This window comes from Actinotalea ferrariae, assembly GCF_019733465.1.
GTDB classification, from domain to species: domain Bacteria; phylum Actinomycetota; class Actinomycetes; order Actinomycetales; family Cellulomonadaceae; genus Actinotalea; species Actinotalea ferrariae_A.
Genome location: NZ_JACVQL010000185.1, coordinates 1 through 17,603 on the forward strand (window position 1 = coordinate 1; position 17,603 = coordinate 17,603).

Annotated in this window: 13 protein-coding genes and 1 pseudogene; 4 read left to right on the forward strand and 10 right to left on the reverse strand. The window is 74.0% G+C overall.

Translation table 11 applies throughout. The annotated features are described in order from the left end of the window. The coding region (locus ICW40_RS14430) for a sensor histidine kinase (protein ID WP_221654715.1) at positions 1-2,405 on the reverse strand (2,405 nt) is incomplete at its 3' end. A 190-nt stretch (positions 2,406-2,595) separates the two neighbouring features. Between ICW40_RS14430 and ICW40_RS14435 the strand changes: the two genes are divergently transcribed. Beyond that, positions 2,596-3,567, forward strand: coding sequence for an NAD(P)H-quinone oxidoreductase (locus ICW40_RS14435; protein WP_221654716.1), 972 nt, complete (start codon positions 2,596-2,598; stop codon positions 3,565-3,567). A 70-nt stretch (positions 3,568-3,637) separates the two neighbouring features. On the opposite strand, the gene ICW40_RS14440 is transcribed toward ICW40_RS14435, so the two are convergent. Further along, complete coding sequence (locus ICW40_RS14440) at positions 3,638-4,879, reverse strand: AGE family epimerase/isomerase (RefSeq protein WP_221654717.1); 1,242 nt, start codon at positions 4,877-4,879, stop codon at positions 3,638-3,640. A 105-nt stretch (positions 4,880-4,984) separates the two neighbouring features. On the opposite strand from ICW40_RS14440, the gene ICW40_RS14445 reads away from it, so the two are divergent. After that, positions 4,985-5,533: a bacterial proteasome activator family protein gene (locus ICW40_RS14445; RefSeq protein ID WP_221654718.1), complete on the forward strand. Its 549-nt coding sequence runs from the start codon at positions 4,985-4,987 to the stop codon at positions 5,531-5,533. A 109-nt stretch (positions 5,534-5,642) separates the two neighbouring features. Here ICW40_RS14445 and ICW40_RS14450 read toward each other — a convergent pair whose 3' ends face one another. The 7 genes from ICW40_RS14450 to serS all read right to left on the reverse strand — a co-directional run bounded on the left by ICW40_RS14450 (position 5,643) and on the right by serS (position 13,957). After that, a complete protein-coding gene (locus tag ICW40_RS14450) occupies positions 5,643-6,563 on the reverse strand; it encodes an EamA family transporter (RefSeq protein ID WP_308121818.1) in 921 nt (306 codons plus the stop codon). Positions 6,564-6,737: 174 nt separating this feature from the next. After that, entirely contained in the window at positions 6,738-7,706 is a 969-nt protein-coding gene (locus ICW40_RS14455; RefSeq protein ID WP_221654719.1) for a carbohydrate ABC transporter permease, read from the reverse strand. Next, complete coding sequence (locus tag ICW40_RS14460; protein ID WP_221654726.1) at positions 7,703-8,638, reverse strand: carbohydrate ABC transporter permease; 936 nt, start codon at positions 8,636-8,638, stop codon at positions 7,703-7,705. The genes ICW40_RS14455 and ICW40_RS14460 overlap by 4 nt, the downstream gene beginning before the upstream one ends. Before the next feature lie 257 nt (positions 8,639-8,895). Then, positions 8,896-10,314 (reverse strand): ABC transporter substrate-binding protein, encoded by a 1,419-nt coding sequence (locus tag ICW40_RS14465; protein WP_221654720.1) that lies wholly within the window; start codon positions 10,312-10,314, stop codon positions 8,896-8,898. A 297-nt stretch (positions 10,315-10,611) separates the two neighbouring features. After that, positions 10,612-11,667, reverse strand: coding sequence for a LacI family DNA-binding transcriptional regulator (locus tag ICW40_RS14470; protein ID WP_221654721.1), 1,056 nt, complete (start codon positions 11,665-11,667; stop codon positions 10,612-10,614). A 126-nt stretch (positions 11,668-11,793) separates the two neighbouring features. Continuing rightward, positions 11,794-12,669, reverse strand: coding sequence for an HAD family hydrolase (locus ICW40_RS14475; RefSeq protein ID WP_308121819.1), 876 nt, complete (start codon positions 12,667-12,669; stop codon positions 11,794-11,796). Further along, positions 12,662-13,957 (reverse strand): serine--tRNA ligase, encoded by a 1,296-nt coding sequence (gene serS, locus ICW40_RS14480; RefSeq protein WP_221654722.1) that lies wholly within the window; start codon positions 13,955-13,957, stop codon positions 12,662-12,664. Before serS ends, ICW40_RS14475 begins: the two co-directional genes overlap by 8 nt. 72 nt (positions 13,958-14,029) lie before the next feature. On the opposite strand from serS, the gene ICW40_RS14485 reads away from it, so the two are divergent. Next, positions 14,030-15,232 (forward strand): diacylglycerol/lipid kinase family protein, encoded by a 1,203-nt coding sequence (locus ICW40_RS14485; RefSeq protein ID WP_221654723.1) that lies wholly within the window; start codon positions 14,030-14,032, stop codon positions 15,230-15,232. Positions 15,233-15,245: 13 nt separating this feature from the next. Here ICW40_RS14485 and pheA read toward each other — a convergent pair whose 3' ends face one another. After that, positions 15,246-16,199 (reverse strand): prephenate dehydratase, encoded by a 954-nt coding sequence (gene pheA, locus ICW40_RS14490; protein WP_221654724.1) that lies wholly within the window; start codon positions 16,197-16,199, stop codon positions 15,246-15,248. Between the two features lie 59 nt (positions 16,200-16,258). On the opposite strand from pheA, the pseudogene ICW40_RS14495 reads away from it, so the two are divergent. After that, positions 16,259-17,603 (forward strand): annotated as a pseudogene (locus tag ICW40_RS14495) (hypothetical protein); the annotation flags it as partial.

A 17,603-nucleotide genomic window follows, 5' to 3' on the forward strand; every position in this document is an offset into this window, starting at 1 on the left:
TGACGCGTCGGCAGACCCGTGGACTCGGCCTTGCGGCTCGGCAGCCCGGGGGCGTCGGACGGGGTGCGGCTCGGCAGGCCGGACGCGTCGTCGGCGCCACGGCGGGCGACGAGGGGCGCGGACGGCTGGATGACGGGCGGCGTCCAGGCCTCGTCGCGGACGGCGGCGGCACCCGCGAGGGCGTCGGCGCGCGGTGCGAGCGGGATGGACGGTGCCGCGGCGGCGTCGTCCTCCTCGCGGTGGCTGACGGGGGCCGGGGCGTCCTCCTCGGCACCGCGGGCGCGGCGCTTGGGCAGGCCGAGACCCGTCGTGCCGTCGGTCAGCGCCTGGAGGTCGACCTCCTCGGCGGGGTTCTCGGCAGAGCCGTAGGCGCCCGGGGCCACGTCCTGGACGTGCGTCGGGGCGGGGGCGTACGCCGTGTCGTGCACGACCTCGGCCGCCTGCTCGGGGAGCACGAACGCCTCGGGCTGGGCGACGGCGGGGCGCGTCGGCGCGGTGAGCGGGATCGAGCCCGGGTCGACGAAGAGGACGCGCGGCATGCGGATCGTCGCGAGCGTGCCCTTGCCGTCCGGGCCGAGCGACAGGTGCGCACCGGCGCCGAGGCGCGCGGCGATGCGGCCGACGACGAACATGCCGAGGCGCTGCGAGCCGAGCACGTCGCCGGCGGAGGTCGCGCGGATCTTCTCGTTGGCGTCCGCGAGCTCCTCGGGCGTCATGCCGAGGCCCTGGTCGAGGATCGTGATGAGCACGTCGTGCTCGTCGATGCCGGTCGAGACCTGCACGGGCGTGCCGGGCTCGGAGAACACCGTCGCGTTCTCGAGGAGCTCGGCCATCATGTGCGCGGCCGGGAGGGCGGTGTGGCCGAGCATCATCGGGTCGACCGGGAGGTCGAGCTGGACGCGCTCGTAGTGCTCGATCTCGGACGATGCGGTCCGGATCACGTCGGAGAGCGGGATGGCGTCGCGCAGCCGGCGGCCCGTGTCGATGCCCGCGAGGACGAGGAGCGACTCCGCGTTGCGGCGCATCCGGGTGGCGAGGTGGTCGAGGCGGAAGAGGTCCGCGAGGGTCTTCGGGTCCTCCTCCGAGCGCTCGAGCGCGTCGATGAAGGACAGCTGGCGGTTGAGGAGCACCTGGTCGCGGCGGGCGACGTTGACGAACATCTCCGCGATCGAGCCGCGCAGGGCGGCCTGCTCCTGGGCGACCTGGATCGTGGTCGCGTTCACCTCGTTGAAGGCGGTCGCGAGCTGACCGATCTCGTCGCGGCTCGTGACCGGGATCTGCGTGAGGGTGAGGTCCGGGCCCTGGCCGGGGACGGCCACCTGGTCGACGAGGCGGGGCAGCTCGTCGCGGACGTTGCCGGCAGCCTCCGTCAGGCGACGCAGCGGGACGACGATCTGGCGGGCGATCGAGAGCGCGATGACGATCGAGGCCACGAGGGCGCCGACGGCGATCGCGGTGGTCAGGATGGCGCGGCGCAGGGCGTCGGCGGCGACGGCGTCGGCGCGACGGTTCTCCGCCTGGCGCAGCTCGGTCGTGAGCGGCTCGAAGGCCTCGATCTCGGCGTCGGCCGCGGTCCGCCAGTCCTCCGGCAGGACGAAGTCGAAGTTCTGGCTCTCACCGGTCGCGAGCAGCGTGCGGTAGGAGTCGTAGGACTGGAACCCGTTGAAGGACGCACCGAGCGGCGGGACGACGACGCCGTCGCCGAGCTCGAGCGCGCGCACGGTGGTCGACGTCTGCTGGTGGGCGACCTTCGACTGCGGGAACAGCGTCGCGAACTGCAGGACGTCGTTCGTCTCGCGCTGGCCGCGCAGGACCTCGGCGCCGTACGCCTGCTCCTCGCGGTAGTCTTCGGTGAGCGCGGTCACGTCGGTGTGCGCCGAGAGGACGGCGGCGAGGCGGCGGTCGTCGAGCGAGTCGGCGACGTTGCCCGCGAAGTCCACCGCGTCCTCGATGAGGCGCGTGTAGTTGGTGAGGATCGAGTTGAGGGGCACGTTGCCCGCGTCGACACGGCCGTGGACGCCCGGGAGGCCGTCGAGCGCGGACGTCAGGTCGTTGACCGCGCCGAGCACGGTCGGGTCGAGCGCGTCGAAGTCGACGGTGCCGATCGCGGCGTCGAGCTGCTCGACCTGGCGCGCGGTGCTCGCCCTGGACTCGTCGATGGCTGCGCGGTCGGGGGCCGGCGTCAGCGGGTTGACGTAGGGCAGAGCTGCGGCGCGCTCGGTCTGCAGGGCGTCGACGAGCTCCCTCGACTCCTGGACGACACGCAGGAGCGACGTGACGGTACGAGCCGTCCGCGCCTCCTCGATCGCCTGCAGCGACACCTGGCCCGCGAGGGCGAGGATGACGAGCACGGGCACGGAAAGGGCCGCGAGGACCTTCCCGCGGATGCCCAACCTGCGAAGCATGGTGTCTCCTTCACAGTGCGACCGTGCGCACCGTCGCACGAGGTGCTGGATGACGACGAGGACCGGGGGTGGAACTCCGCCGTCCACGAGTCATCGGCTCGGGGATGCCGGTGCATTAGGCCTCGGGGGGATCTGGGTGGCCCGGGCCACACGTTAGCGGGCGTTTTCACCCGCCTGAGAGAGTTCGTCCATGCGAATTGTCCGGGTGGACGACGCCCACGAGGCGCGTCGGATGACCATGGCCGACCATCCCGAGCCGGTGCGCGGCCCGGGCGAGGTGCTGATCGAGATCGGGGCGGCCGGCGTGAACAACGCCGACGTGCTCCAGCGCGCCGGCCGCTACCCGCCCCCGCCGGGCGCGCCGGACTGGCTCGGCCTCGAGGTCTCGGGCACCGTGCTGGCCGCCGACGACGGCTCGGTGCACCGCCCGGGCGATCACGTCGTGGCCCTCCTCGCGGGCGGTGGGTACGCCGACCGCGTCGTCGTGCCGGCCGGTCAGGTCCTGCCCGTGCCCGACGGCGTCGGGCTCGTCGAGGCGGCCGCCCTGCCCGAGGCCGCGTGCACCGTCTGGTCGACCTTCCAGGCCGCCCGTGTCACGGCCGGCGAGTGGCTGCTCGTGCACGGGGGGTCGGGCGGGGTCGGCACGACGGCGGTGCAGGTCGCCGTCGCGCTCGGCGCGCGCGTGATCGCCACGGCCGGCGGGCCGGAGCGAGCCGCCCGCTGCACGACGCTCGGCGCGGAGGTCGGCGTCGACCACCGCGCGGAGGACTTCGTCGCCCGCGTCCGCGAGGTGACGGACGGCCGCGGGGCCGACGTCGTGCTCGACGTCGTCGGCGCGGCCTACCTCGCCCGCAACCTCGAGGCCCTTGCGACGGGCGGCCGGCTCGCCGTCATCGGCCTGCAGGGCGGACGCCGCGCGGAGCTCGACCTGGGCACGCTGCTCGCCCGGCGGGCGACCGTGCTCGGCACGACGCTGCGCTCGCGGCCCGCCGCCGAGAAGGCCGCGATCGTGGCCGCCGTCGGGCAGCACGTGTGGCCGATGGTGGCCGCCGGCCGCGTGCGGCCCGTCGTGCACGCGACGCTGCCGCTCGAGCGCGCCGAGGAGGCGCACGCGCTGCTCGCGTCGGGCGCCGTCTTCGGCAAGGTGCTGCTCACGCCGTGACGCGGGCCGACGGCGCCGGTGCGTGCCTCGTGGACCGGCGTTCGAGCGGGCTCAGCGGTCCCGAGGCGGCTCAGGCGAGGAGGCCCCGCGCGAGCGCCGGTGCGAGCACCGGGCTCAGCGGGAGCCGGGGGACGAGCGTCGCCTGCACCGCGTGGTACAGGTCGGCCTTCCCCGACCACACCGTCCGCGACACCGCGTTGTCGGTGCCGAGCTCGTGCCACCACGAGCCCCCCTCGCGGTCGAGCAGGTGCTCGGCCGCGTAGTCCCACCACGTCGCGTACCAGGCGTCGAACCGCGCGTCGCCCGTGACGGCGTGCAGCGCGGCGGCAGCGCCGAGTGCCTCGCAGACCACCCAGTGCATGCGCTCGCGCACCACGGGCCGGCCCTCCCAGTCGACCGTGTAGACGAATCCCGGCGCGCCGTCGACGTCCCACCCCTCGGCGACGGACGCGTCGAAGAGCGCGACGGCGTCGTCCACCATCCACGGCTCGGGCGTCCGGCCCGCGGCCTCGAGCGCGGCGCGCACGTGCAGGGTCAGGCGGGCCCACTCGAGCCAGTGGCCGATCGTGGCGCCGTACGGGCGGAACGGGTGCGCGGGGGCGTCGACGTTGTAGTCGAGCAGAGGGTGCCAGTCGGCGTCGAAGTGCTCCGGGATGCGCCACGCGTTGTCCCGCGCGAGGTGGTGCACCACGCGTTCGGTGATGCGCGCCGCGCGGTCGAGCCACGCGAGGTCCCCGGTGACGTCCGCCGCCGCGAGGTACGCCTCGACGGTGTGCATGTTGGCGTTGACGCCGCGGTACGCCTCGGTGGTCGTGAACGCGCGGTCCCAGGACTCGACGACCATGCCGGCGTCGTCGTGCCAGAAGCGGCGCAGCGAGACGTCGAGCGCCTCGTCGAGCAGTGCACGTGCGCCCGGGCGTCCCGCGGCGGCCGCGCTCGCCGTCGCCAGGACCACGAACGCGTGCGGGTAGGCCGCCTTGGCCGCGTCCTCGTCGGACCCGGGCCCGTCACCACCCACGGCGGCGAACCAGCCACCGTGCTCGGCGTCCCGGAACCGGCCGGCGAGAGCGGCGAGGCCGTGGTCGAGTAGGGCGCCGCAGCCCGGGCGTCCCAGCAGCGCGCCGAGCGCGAACACGTACGTCATCCGGCACGTGATCCACAGCTCGGTCGGCCGGTCCGCCTCGAGCCGACCCTGCTCGTCGAGCCGGCCGAAGCCGCCGTCGACCACGCGCGACGCGCGGCCGAACTCCAGGAGACGGTCGGTCTCCTGCTCGAGCCAGCGGTGGTGGGCGGGGGACGACAGCCAGGTCATCGACTCTCCAGTGACGAGCGGGTGCGTGCGGCGCCGGTGCGACCGGGCCCAGGCTAGCGGCGGCGCTGCCGCGCACCCCGCGCGCGCACCGGGGATGATGACGCCATGGAGCCCACCACCCCGACGCCCGACGCCCACGACGACGAGCCGCAGACCGACGGCGCACCGGGCGGCGACGTGGAACGCGTGCCGGACGCCACCTTCATCGGTCAGCCGGCCAAGGTCATGCGCATCGGCACGATGGTCAAGCAGCTGCTCGAGGAGGTCCGCAGCTCGCCGCTCGACGAGGCGGCGCGCGGTCGGCTCGCCGAGGTGCACGAGCGCTCGCTGCTCGAGCTCGAGGACGGCCTCTCCCCCGACCTGGTCGACGAGCTGCGTCGCATCTCCCTGCCGTTCAGCGACGACAACCCGACCGAGGGCGAGCTGCGCGTCGCGCAGGCCCAGCTGGTCGGCTGGCTCGAGGGGCTCTTCCACGGCCTGCAGACGGCGCTCGTCGCGCAGCAGATGTCGACCCAGGCGCAGCTCGCGCAGATGCGCCGCGCGCTGCCGGCCGGCCCCGGCGGGCACCCCGGGCAGCCGGGCCCCGGCGGGCCGATGGCGGGTCCTGGGACGCCCCAGCCGGACGACCGACGGGCGCCGGGCCAGTACCTCTGACACCTCCGACCGCCTGGCGCCAGCACCTCTGACCACGTGGCACCAGTCCCGCCGACCGCCTCGTCCCCCCGCGCCGTCACGGCTAGTCGGGGCACGCGCGTTGGGCGTCCTACGGCGCCGGCGGTGGCGCCGTCGTCCCCTGGTCGGCGGACGGGCGGCGCCGCTGGGACGTCAGCGCGATCGCGCCCGAGACCAGCAGCAGGCCGACGGCCTCGAGCGGGTGCGGCCACTGCCGCAGCACGACGGCGCCCACGACGGCGGCGGTCGCGGGCAGGAGGGCGAGGAGCACGGCGAAGGTCGCGGCGCTGACGCGACGCAGGATCCCCTGCTCGAGCGCGTAGGGGATCACCGAGGAGAGCACCGCGACGCCGACGACGGCGAGCGCGAGCCCCGGCGAGCGGTACACCGCGCCGCCCTGCCCCGCGAGCGGCGAGAACAGCAGCGCGCCGACGGTCATCGCGACCGCGAGCGACGAGACCCCGTCGGGTCCCGCGGCGACCCGGCGCCCGAGGAGGATGTAGCCGGCCCAGCACGTCGCGGCGGCGAGGATCGCGACGAGGCCCACGACGACGTCGCCCTCCCCCACCGCCAGCGTGACCCCGGCGAGGAGCACGACGCCGACCGCGGCGAGCGCGATGCCGACGCGCTCGCGCCATCCCGCGCCCGTGAGCGCCGCCACCGCGACGGGGCCGAGGAACTCGATCGCCACCGCGGTCCCGAGCGGCAGGTGCTCGATGGCGAGGTAGAAGCTGACGTTCATCGTCGCCAGGACGACGCCGAACAGGACCGCCGCCCGCAGGGACGCACGCGTCCAGGTGAGGCGCCAGGGCCGCCGCCAGGCGAGCAGGACGAGCGCGGCGACGGCGAGCCGGAGCCACGCGATGCCGGCCGCGGACACCTGCGCGAAGAGGCCGATGGCGATCGCGGCGCCGAGGTACTGGGCCAGGCCCGACCCGACGAACAGCGCCGGGGCCGGGACGCGCGCCACCACGGCCCCGGGACGCACGCGGACCCCGGGACGCACGCGCACCCCGCCACTCTAGGCAGCCCGCCCCGCCCGCCGGCCCCGACCCCGCCCGCCGGTCCCGACCCAGCGCCGGACGCCGGCCCCGACGAAGGGCCGTCGCCGGCGGCGACGGCCCTTCGTGTGGTCGGAGCCGGTGCTCGGCGAGCAGGGTGCTCGGCGAGCGGGGTGCCCTGCGGGTCAGCCCTTGACGGAGCCCGCGAGGAGTCCGCGGACGAAGTACCGCTGGAGCGCGAGGAACACGATCATCGGGACGACCATCGCGACGAAGGCGCCCGAGGACAGCAGGTGCCAGTTCTCGCCACGGTCACCGGCCAGGCTCGCGAGGCGCACGGTCAGGGGCGCCACCTGGGACTGCGAGCCGAACACGAGCGACACCAGCAGGTCGTTCCACACCCACAGGAACTGGAAGATCCCGAACGCCGCGACCGCCGGGATGAGCAGCGGGAGCAGCACCTGGAAGAAGATCTTGACGTGACCGGCGCCGTCCACGCGCGCGGCCTCGACCAGGGACGGCGGGATGTCCTTCATGAAGTTGTGGAGCAGGAAGATCGCCAGCGGCAGGGCGAAGATCGAGTGCGACAGCCACACCGGCCAGAACGTCCCGGCGATACCCCACTGGTTGTACTGGGTGAGCAGCGGGATCATCGTCACCTGGATGGGCACGATCTGGAGCGCGAAGATCGCGACGAAGAGGATGTTGCGGCCCTTGAAGTCGATCCACGCGAACGCGTACGCCGCCAGGAGCGCGATGCTGATCGGGATCAGCACCGCGGGCAGCGTCACGACGAGCGAGTTGATGATGTACTCGGCGAGCGGGGCGTCGCCCTCGAAGAGCACGGACCCGTAGTTCTCGAGCGTCACCTGCGGATCGCGGAAGAACTCCCACCAGCCGTTGCGCCGGATCTCGCCGGCCGGCCGGAAGGACGTCACGAAGAGGCCGAACGTCGGGATCGTCCACAGCAGGGCGATGACCAGCGCGATGATCGACGCCCACGGGTTGGCGGCCCGCTTGCGGACCGCTGCGGCCCGGTCGTCGAGGCGCTGGAAGCGGCCCCGCTTGTCCTGGCGCCCGGGAGGCGCGCCGCCGGTGACCTCGCCGGGCTCGGAGGTCTCGAATGCCTGGGGAGGCGTCGGGGTGGTCGTCATCGGATCTCCTCCGAGAGGCGCAGCTGCCGAACGTTGTAGACGATGATCGGGATCACGATGACGAACAGGATCACCGCGAGCGCGGCGCCCATCCCGAAGTCCCCTCGCACGAAGCTCTGCTGGTAGAACTCGTTCGCCACGACCGACGTGTTGAACTGACCGCCGGTCATCGTGCGGACGATGTCGAAGACCTTGAGCGTCGTCATGGCGATGGTGGTCAGGACGACGACGAGCGCGGGCCGGATGCTCGGCACGGTGATGTAGCGGAACATCTTGATGCCGCTGAGGCCGTCGAGCGTCGCGGCCTCGACGATGTCGTCGGGGATCGCCTTGATGGCGGCCGAGAGGATCGTCATCGCGAAGCCGGCCTGGATCCAGATCAGCACGACGAGCAGGAACAGCGTGTTCCACGGCGAGTTGATGAGGAACTGGTACGGCTCGCCGCCGAACATGACGATGAGCTGGTTGAGCAGGCCCGTCTGCTGCTGGCTGCCGCCCCGCACCTCGTAGACGAACCGCCAGATGATCGACGCGCCGACCAGCGAGATCGCCATCGGCAGGAAGATCAGGACCTTGGCCGCCTTCTCGAACCGCGTGCGGTCGACGAGGACGGCGTAGATGAGGCCGGTCAGCGTGGCGAGCGTGGGCACGAGCAGCACCCAGAGCGCGGTGTTGCGCAGCACCACCTGGAAGGCCGGCTCGGTGAAGGCGCGGACGTAGTTGTCCAGGCCCACGACGGCGGTGCCGTTCCGGTTGAGGAAGGACGCGTACACGGTCCGCAGGGCCGGGTACAGCAGGCCGAAGGCGAGGGCGATGACTGCAGGCCCCGCGAAGCCGAGGGTCACCACCCAGTTCGGGATGCGCTTCGGCTTGTCGACGGCGAGCAGGATGGCGCCCATCACCACCACGAACAGGGCGATGGCCACGAGCATGAGCAGGAGCTTGTGACCGGGGGTGTCGGCGTCGAACAGGAACGTGCTGACGTTCCCCCAGATGTAGTCGATCCAGAGCCTGAGGTTCTCCACCCCGTACCCCTTCCGTCGTGTCCCGCGCGCACGTGCGCCGGACTGGCCATCACCGGTGACGCCCGACCCGACCGTGCACCCCCGCAGGGGAGCCGTCAACAGGTCGTCCGGGCGGCAGCAGGGGCCCGCCGCGGACGGCGGGCCCCTGCTGCTCGTGCCTCAGATCAGTCGGACGGCCAGGAGGCCTCGATGTCGGCGAGCACCTGCTCGGACGACTTGTCGGCGGCGATCCAGTTGACCATCTCCGTCCAGAAGGAGCCGGAGCCGACGGCGCCGGGCATCAGGTCGGACGCGTCGAACCGGAACGTGTACTCCTCGCCCGAGAGGATCTCGTGCGACAGGCGGTCGATCGGCGAGGAGAGGCCCTCGGGGTCGAGCCCGGAGTTCGCCGAGACCCAACCGGTCGAGACGGCGGCCTTGTCGTTCGCCCAGACGTCGCTGGCGAGGTAGGCGTGGACCGCCGTCGTCAGCGGGTCGTCGTTGAAGGCGACCGTGAACTCACCGGCACCGAGGACGGGCTTGGAGTCGTCGCTGCCCGGCAGGTAGAACGCGAAGACGTCGCCGTCCTCGGCGATGTCGACGCCGTCGCCGGCGTTCGGGGCGTTCACCCAGTTGCTGCCGTAGAAGTTGGCGGCACGGTGCATCCAGCACTCGCCGAACTCCTCGCCCTCGGCGGGCAGGATCGGGAAGCCGGCCTGGTCCCACTCGGTCGTGGCGATGGACTCGACACCGCCGAGACCGGCGTTGACGTACTCCGGGTTCTTGAGGATCTCGCCGGCCGCGTCGAGCGCGGCGACGATCTGCGGGTCGTCGAACGGGATCTCGTGCGCGATCCACTGGTCGTAGACCTCGGGACCGGCCGTGCGCAGGACGACGTCCTCGAGGAAGTCGGTGGCGGGCCAGCCGGTGGCGTCGCCCGAGGCGATGCCCGCGCACCACGGCATGCGACCGTCCGCGACGATCTGGTCGGACAGCGCGATCAGGTCGTCCCAGGTCTCCGGGATCTCGTAGCCCGCGGCCTCGAAGGCGCTCGGCGAGTACCAGACGAAGGACTTGGCGTTGGCGCCGAGCGGCGAGCCGTAGAACGTGCCGTCGACCGTGCCGTACTCCTTCCAGTCCTCGGAGAAGAACTCGTCGACCATCTCCTCGACCTCGGGCGCCGCCGGTGCGACCGCACCCTCGTTGTCGCGCACGATGCGCGCGAGGAGCCCGGGCTGCGGGATCATCGCGAGGTCCGGCGGGCTGCCGGCCTGGATCCGGACGGGGAGCTGGGCCTCGAACTCGTCGGACGCCTCGTAGGCGATGTCGATGCCCGTGCACTCCTCGAAGTCCACGTACGAGGCCTCCTGGCTCTCGCCCTCCTCGCCGTCGATGGTCGAGTAGACGCTGACCTCGCCCTCGCCGCCGGCGATGTCGGCGAACTGCTGGTAGTCCTCGCAGCCCTCGGCGAGCTCGCCACCGCCCTCACCGCCGCCGCCGCCCTCATCCGACGGGGGCGGGGTGCATGCGGCGAGCGTCATGGCCAGGGCGAAGCCCCCGGCCGCGGCGGCCGCGAAGCCGCGGCTCCTTCTCGTGCTGATCATCAGCGATTCCTCCACGTCGTCGTAGGACTGCCGTCCCCGGGGGAGCCCTCGCAGCGACAAGGAGGCTGCGCTGCGCCGGGCACCACCCGCCATGCAAGCGCTTGCACCCGGGGCTGGCAAGCCCGGAGCGCCTCCACGGCCCCACAACGGCGTAACAATTCGGTCACGAGAGCTCATGGGACCGGTATCAGTGGCGGAATCGCTCCCACGCGCCACATTCCGGACCTTCCGGGCGCGGGCGGCCCGCAGGACCCCATCGACCCGTCGTCGATCGCCGCGACCGTGCGTCCGGCCGGCTCAGGAGGATCGGCCGGCGCTCGGCACGGCCGGGCCGCGCACCGGGCGGGCCGCGGGCACCGGGCCCGTCGAGCCGCGCACGACGAGCGCGGTGGGCACGACCGTGAACGGCGGCGCCGGGACGCCGGCGATCATGTCGAGCACGAGCCGGGCGGCGATCGCACCCTGGTCGGCCGCCGGCTGCGCCATCGTCGTGAGGTCCACGAGCTCGCCCAGGTCGTGGCCGTCGATGCCGATCACGGACACGTCGTCCGGGACGAGGCGACCGGCGTGCCGCAGGGCCAGGATCGCGCCCATCGCCATCTCGTCGGACGCGGCGAAGACCGCGGTGAGGTCGGGCGCCCGCGCGAGGATCTCGCACATCGCCGCCCGGCCGCCCTCGACGTCGAGGCGGCTGTGCGCCAGGAGCGCGGGGTCCGCCGGGATCCCGGCCGCCTCGAGCGCATCGCGCCACCCCGCCGCGCGGTCGACGGGCGGGGACGACGGTGCGACGTCGTCCGCCGGCCCGGTCAGGTGGGCGATCCGCCGGTGTCCGAGGCCGAGCAGGTGCTGCGTCGCGGCGCGCGCCGTCGCCCGGTCGTCGAGCCGCACGGTCACCTGCCCGTACCCGCCCCACCCGATGCACACGAGGGGGTGGCCGAGGCCTAGGAGCGCCGCGACCTCGTCCTCGTCGAGCGGCAGCCCGACGACGAGCACGCCGTCGACCCGCCGCCGCAGCACGCCGGCGTCGAGGCGAGGGCCACCACCGCTGCGGCGCCCCTCGAACGTGTAGAGCAGCACGTCGAAGCCCTGGCTCCGGAGCGTGCGCTCCGCACCCTCGATGACGTGCGAGAAGTACCAGCGGTTGACGTACGGGCTGATCAGGCCGATCGCACGCGTGCGGCCCGAGGCGAGGCTCGCGGCCGACGGCGACGCGACGTAGCCGAGCTGCGCGGCGGCGCTCCGCACGCGGTCACGCGTGGCCTGCGTGACGTTGGGCAGGTCGCGCAGGGCTCGGGACACCGTCGCCGTCGAGACGCCGGCGGCGCGGGCCACGTCCTCGATTCCTGCCGCCATGGGCGGATTGTGCTCCCTCGCGTGCGTGGGGGTCCACCGCACGGCATGGTGCGGACGTGAAGGCTCCCACACCTTCCCACGACGACCACCGCGCGGGTGTCACGTGTCACCCGTGTGCGCGCGACGTCAGTCCAGGAGCGATTGCAGCACCGCGACGGCGCCGTCGTCCTCGACCGTGCCGGTGACCTCGTCGGCCGCCTCCTGCACCGGGATCTCGGCATGGCCCATGGCGACCCCGCGCGCGGCCCAGCGCAGCATGTCGACGTCGTTGCTGCCGTCGCCGAGCGCGACCGTGCGCTCGGGCGCCACGCCGAGCTGCCGGCGCAGCCGCTCGAGCGCGCTCGCCTTGGTCACGCCCTCGGGGGCGACGTCCATCCACGCCGTCCAGCCGATCGCGTACGTGACGTCCGCCAGGCCGAGCCGCGCGACGAGGTCGTGGAACTCCTGGCTCGTGTGGCCGGGGCTGCGGACGACGAGCCGCGTGACGTGCCGCGCCGTCAGGTCCTCGAGGTCGACCACCTCGTGGTCGCCCGTGAGCTCACCCTCCGGGAACAGCTTGTTCATCCGGAAGCCCGTGCCGACCTCCTCGACCGCGAAGTAGGCGTCCGGGAACTCGGCCGCCATGAGCCGCAGCACGGGCGCGGGGTCGAAGGTGATGACCTCGTCCACGAGGTGCCCCTCCGGCGCGCGCGGGTCGAGCCGCACGGTGACGGAGCCGTTCGAGCACACGAGCCAGCCGTCGTCGATGCCGAGCTCCTCGGCGACCGGGCGCGTGCCGTGCAGCGAGCGGCCGGTCGCGAGCACGACGTGGTGGCCCGCCTCGCGCACGGCGACGACGGCGTCGCGCACCGTCGGGCGCAGGTCCCCGGCGTAGGTCAGGAGCGTGCCGTCGAGGTCGAGCGCGACCAGCCGGGCGCGTCCGTCGAGGTCCGCCCGCGCGTCGGGCTTCGTGTGCCCGAGCCGGCTCTCGGTCCCCGGTCCGCCCGGCCGCACGTCAGGCACCGGCCGGACGCGTCGGCCGGAGCACGTCGAGACCGCCGAGGTAGGGGCGCAGCCCCTCGGGCACGCGCACCGAGCCGTCCGCCTGCTGGTGGTTCTCGAGGATGGCGACGATCCAGCGCGTCGTGCCGAGCGTGCCGTTGAGCGTCGCCGCGGGACGGGTCTCGCCCGTCGCGGTGCGCTCGCGGACGCCCAGCCGGCGGGCCTGGTACGTGGTGCAGTCGGACGTCGACGTGAGCTCGAGCCATCGCGCCTGGCTCGGCAGCCACGCCTCGCAGTCGAACTTGCGGGCAGCGCTCGAGCCGAGGTCGCCGGCGGCCGTGTCGATCACGCGGTAGGGCAGCTCGACGAGCCCGAGCATCTCCTCCTCGAGCGCGAGCAGGCGCTGGTGCTCGGCCTGCGACTCCTCGGCGCTGACGAAGGTGAACATCTCGACCTTGTGGAACTGGTGCACGCGGATGATGCCGCGCGTGTCCTTGCCGTAGGAGCCGGCCTCGCGCCGGTAGCAGGCCGACCACCCCGCGTACCGGCGCGGCCCGTCCGACAGGTCGAGGATCTCGTCGGCGTGGTAGCCGGCGAGCGCGACCTCCGAGGTGCCCACGAGGTACAGGTCGTCGGCCTCGAGCCGGTAGACCTCGTCGGCGTGCGCGCCCAGGTACCCCGTCCCCGCCATGACCTCGGGCTTCACGAGGGTGGGCGTGATCATCGGTGTGAAGCCCGCCGCGAGCGCGCGGTCCATCGCCGCGTTGAGCAGCGCGAGCTCGAGGCGGGCGCCGATGCCGGTGAGGAAGTAGAACCGGGCACCCGAGACCTTGGCGCCGCGCTCGGTGTCGATCGCGCCGAGCAGCTCGCCGAGCTCCAGGTGGTCCCGCACGGCGAAGTCCGGGCCGTACTCGGCCGCCAGGTCGCGCGGCGTGCCCACGTGCTTGAGCACCACGTAGTCGTCCTCGCCGCCGGCAGGGACGCCGTCGTGCACGACGTTGCCGATCCGGGAGACGACGGCGTCCAGCTCGGCGCCGGCCGCGTCGGCGTCGGCCTGGCGCGCCTTGACCTGCTCGGCGAGCCCCTTGGCCCGTGCGAGCAGCTCGGCCTTCTCGTCGCCCCGCGCCTGCGCGACCTGCTTGCCGAGCGCCTTCTGCTCGGCGCGCAGGCGCTCGAAGTCCGTCACGGCGGCGCGGCGCCGGGTGTCCAGCTCGAGCACGGTGTCCACGAGGGAGGGGTCGTCACCGCGCAGTGTCTGGCTGGCACGGACGACGTCGGGGGTGTCCCTCAGGAGGCGCAGGTCGATCACCGGACGAGGGTACCGAGGGCTTCGTCCCCGTGCGCCCGTGCCGGAGGCCCGCCGTGGCCGTACGGTTCAGCCATGACGTCGGCAGGCTGGCTGGGCATCGCTGTGACCGTGGTGGCCCTGGTCGCCCTCTCCGCGCTGTGGATCGCGCTCCAGAACCGGCGGGCGCTCGTCGGCCACGGGGTCGAGGTCAAGCCCTCGATCGCCGGCCCGGGGCGCAGCGGCACGGCCTCGTCGGAGGACACGGACGCCGCCCACACGCTCGTCGCCTTCGTCGCCAACCCGACGAAGCCCGGCGTGCCGGAGCTGCGCGACCAGGCCGTCCGCGCCTGCGCGGCGCGCTACCTGCCCGAGCCCCTGTGGTTCGACACCACGGAGGAGGACCCGGGCATCGGCCAGGCGCGGGAGGCGGTCGAGAAGGGCGCGAAGGTCGTCATCGCCGTCGGCGGCGACGGCACGGTGCGCGCGGTCGCCGAGGGGCTCGTGGGGACGGGTCGCGCCATGGCGATCGTGCCGCAGGGCACGGGCAACCTCCTCGCGCGCAACCTCGAGCTCCCGATCGACGACGTCGAGGCGCAGCTGCGGATCGCCCTGACCGGCGCGGACCGGACGATCGACGTCGGCTGGCTCACCGTGGTGCGCGACGAGTCCCGGGTGAGCGACGACATCGCCGAGGCCGACCCCGAGGCCGTCGCGCCCGAGGAGAAGCCGCCGGGCGCCACGGCGCTCCCGCGTGACCACATCTTCCTCGTCATCGCCGGCCTCGGCTTCGACGCCGCGATCGTCGGCGACGCGGACGAGGACCTCAAGGCCCGGGTCGGCTGGATGGCCTACTTCTTCTCCGCGTTCAAGCACCTGCGCGGCGGCCGGATGCGGCTCGACATCTCCTACGACGACCAGCCGTGGCACAGGGCGCGCCTGCGCAGCCTCCTGTTCGGCAACGTCGGCAAGCTGCCGGGCGGCATCACGTTGCTGCCCGACGCCGAGATCGACGACGGCTGGATGGACATCGGCGCGATCGACACGCGGGGCGGGCTCGCGGGCTGGACGCAGCTCCTCGGCGAGGTCGCGATGCAGCGCTACGGGGTCAAGACCGACCTGCCCAACAAGATCGGCAAGATCGAGCACCACCGCGTGCGCCGGGCCCGGGTCCGCGCGCGCGAGCCGCAGCCCGTCCAGGTCGACGGCGACACGATCGGCACGGTCCTCGAGGTCTCGGCGCGCATCGACAAGCACGCCCTGGTGGTCCGCGTCGACGGCACCCCCGAGCCCGCCTGACCCTGCGGGCGGCCTAGTGGGGTCGGCCCTCGCGGAGGTGGTCGAGCCAGGTACGGGCGGCCTGGAAGTCGGCGTCGGACGTGCCCGGGCGGACGTCGCCGTGGGGGGCGTCGACGCGCGGGTAGGACCCGAGGAAGCGCACGTGGGGGCACACCCGGTGCAGGCCCATGAGCGCCTCGGCGACGCGCTCGTCGTCGATGTGCCCCTCGGCGTCCATCGAGAACGAGTAGCGGCCGAGCGAGTCGCCGATGGGGCGGGACTCGATCCGGGACAGGTTCACGCCGCGCGTCGCGAGCTGCTCGAGCATCTCGAGCAGCGCACCGGCCTGGTTGCTGGGCAGGTGCACCACGAGCGTCGTCTTGTCCGCGCCCGTCCGGGCCGGGAGCTCGCCCGGGCGGCCGACGACGACGAACCGCGTCACCGCGTGCGGGTTGTCCGCGACCTCGTCCGCGAGCGGCTCCAGCCCGTAGTGCGCGACGGCGGGCGGCGGCACGAGGGCGGCGTCGAAGCCGACGGCCTCGACCGAGGCGGCCAGGAGCGCTGCCGGCGCCGTGTTCGACGTCGCCGGCACGTGCACGACGCCCGGCAGGTTCGCGGCTAGCCACCGGCGGCACTGCGCCCAGGCGTGCGGGTGGGCCGCGACGCGGCGCACGTCGTCGAGGGCCGTGCCTGCGCGCGCGGCGAGCACGAAGCCCACGGGCACGACCGTCTCCCCCAGGATCATGAGCGGCTCGCCTGTGGCGAGCGTGTCGAGCACCGCGCTGACGCTGCCCTCGACGGAGCTCTCGATCGCGACGACGGCGCGGTCCGCCTCGCCCGTGCGGACCGCCTCGATCGCGGCGACGACGTCGACCTGCGGCAGGTGGTCCGCCTCCTCGGGCGGCGCGACCTGGCGCAACGCCGCCTCGGTGAAGGTCCCCGCGGGGCCGAGGTAGGCGTACCGGGGCCGGCCGGGGCTCGCGGTCATCGGTGGTCCTCCAGGCAGTCGACGCCGGGCCGATGCTAGTGCGCAACTAGGCTGGACCGGTGCTCCGTCCCGTCCGCGCCCTGGCCGCCGCCGCGGCCGGGCTGGCGGTGCTCGCACTCGCCGCGACGGGCCTGGCGGCACCGGCCACGGCCGCATCGACGGCGGCCACCGCCGCTCGGACGACGGCGGCCGCCCCCGCGAGCCAGCCGTCCGACCCCCGGATCGCCGACGCCGTCGTCGTCATCGGCACCGCCGGTCTGCGCTGGGACGACGTGCACACGCTGTCGACGCCGTCGCTCTGGGACGTGTCCCGCCGGGCCTCGATCGGCACCCTCGCGGCCAGGAGCGTGCGGTCCTCGGCCTGCCCCGCGGACGGCTGGCTCGCGCTCTCGTCCGGCGCGCGCGCCGCGGACCTGCCCGGTGCCGCGTACGGCGAGTGCCGCCGCCTCGTGAACCCGACCGTCGACGGCGTCGTGCGCGGCTGGGAGGACTTCGTCGAGTCCGCCCAGCAGGAGGACTACGACCCGCGCCTCGGCCTGCTCGGCGAGACCCTCGCCGACGCGGGCCGCCCGGCGGCCGCGATCGGCCCGGGGGCCGCGATCGCGCTCGCCGACGGCGACGGGCACGTCACCGGCGCCTACGCACCGCGGCCGGCGGGCAACGACGCGCTGCGCGCCGAGGTGGGCGCCGCGCTCGAGACCGCCGACCTCGTCGTCGTCGACGTCGGCGCCGTGCGGGACACGGGCCGCGCGACCGTGCTCCGCGCCGACCCGACCGACGAGCCGACGCCCGAGCCGACTGGCGACGCCGCCGAGCCCGCGCCCACCGGCGAGGAGCCGGCGGGACCCGAGGTGATCACCGAGCCGACGCGCCCCGAGCAGGTCCGTCCCGTCGACGACCGCATCGGCGCCGTGCTCGCCGCGGTCGAGGCGAGCGACCGCGACATCACCGTGCTGCTCGTGTCGCTCGCGGACTCCGGCACCCGTGCTCGCATGCAGCTCGCGGCCGCCCTGGGCCCTGCGCCGGACGGCTCGAGCTACGGCGCCTCGCTGCTCGGCTCCCGGTCGACCCGCCAGCCCGGCATGATCCAGGCGACCGACGTGACCCCGACCGTCCTGGCCGCGCTGGGGCTCCTGGACGAGGCGCCGTCGGGCGCGCTCGTGGGTGCGCCGGTGCTGCCGGTCGACGGCCCGGGCAACGCCAACCAGCGGCTCCGGGCAGTGCTCGACATCGACCAGCACTCGGTCGCTGTGCGACCGCTCACGCCGCGGTTCTACACCGTGCTCATCGTCTCGAACCTCGTGCTCTACCTGCTGGTCTCGCTGGGCCTCAACGGCCGCGCGCTGGGCGCGCTCAGCCGGGTCGCGGCGCGGCGCGCCGGCGTGGCGGCGCGCGCCGTGGCCG

Excerpts from the sequence above, each read along its gene's own strand:
- ICW40_RS14435 (WP_221654716.1), top strand. The coding sequence starts at position 2,596 with ATGCGAATTGTCCGGGTGGACGACGCCCACGAGGCGCGTCGGATGACC.
- ICW40_RS14440 (WP_221654717.1), bottom strand. The coding sequence starts at position 4,879 with ATGACCTGGCTGTCGTCCCCCGCCCACCACCGCTGGCTCGAGCAGGAG.
- ICW40_RS14445 (WP_221654718.1), top strand. The coding sequence starts at position 4,985 with ATGGAGCCCACCACCCCGACGCCCGACGCCCACGACGACGAGCCGCAG.
- ICW40_RS14455 (WP_221654719.1), bottom strand. The coding sequence starts at position 7,706 with ATGACGACCACCCCGACGCCTCCCCAGGCATTCGAGACCTCCGAGCCC.
- ICW40_RS14460 (WP_221654726.1), bottom strand. The coding sequence starts at position 8,638 with ATGCTCGTGGCCATCGCCCTGTTCGTGGTGGTGATGGGCGCCATCCTG.
- ICW40_RS14465 (WP_221654720.1), bottom strand. The coding sequence starts at position 10,314 with ATGATCAGCACGAGAAGGAGCCGCGGCTTCGCGGCCGCCGCGGCCGGG.
- ICW40_RS14470 (WP_221654721.1), bottom strand. The coding sequence starts at position 11,667 with ATGGCGGCAGGAATCGAGGACGTGGCCCGCGCCGCCGGCGTCTCGACG.
- ICW40_RS14485 (WP_221654723.1), top strand. The coding sequence starts at position 14,030 with ATGACGTCGGCAGGCTGGCTGGGCATCGCTGTGACCGTGGTGGCCCTG.
- pheA (WP_221654724.1), bottom strand. The coding sequence starts at position 16,199 with ATGACCGCGAGCCCCGGCCGGCCCCGGTACGCCTACCTCGGCCCCGCG.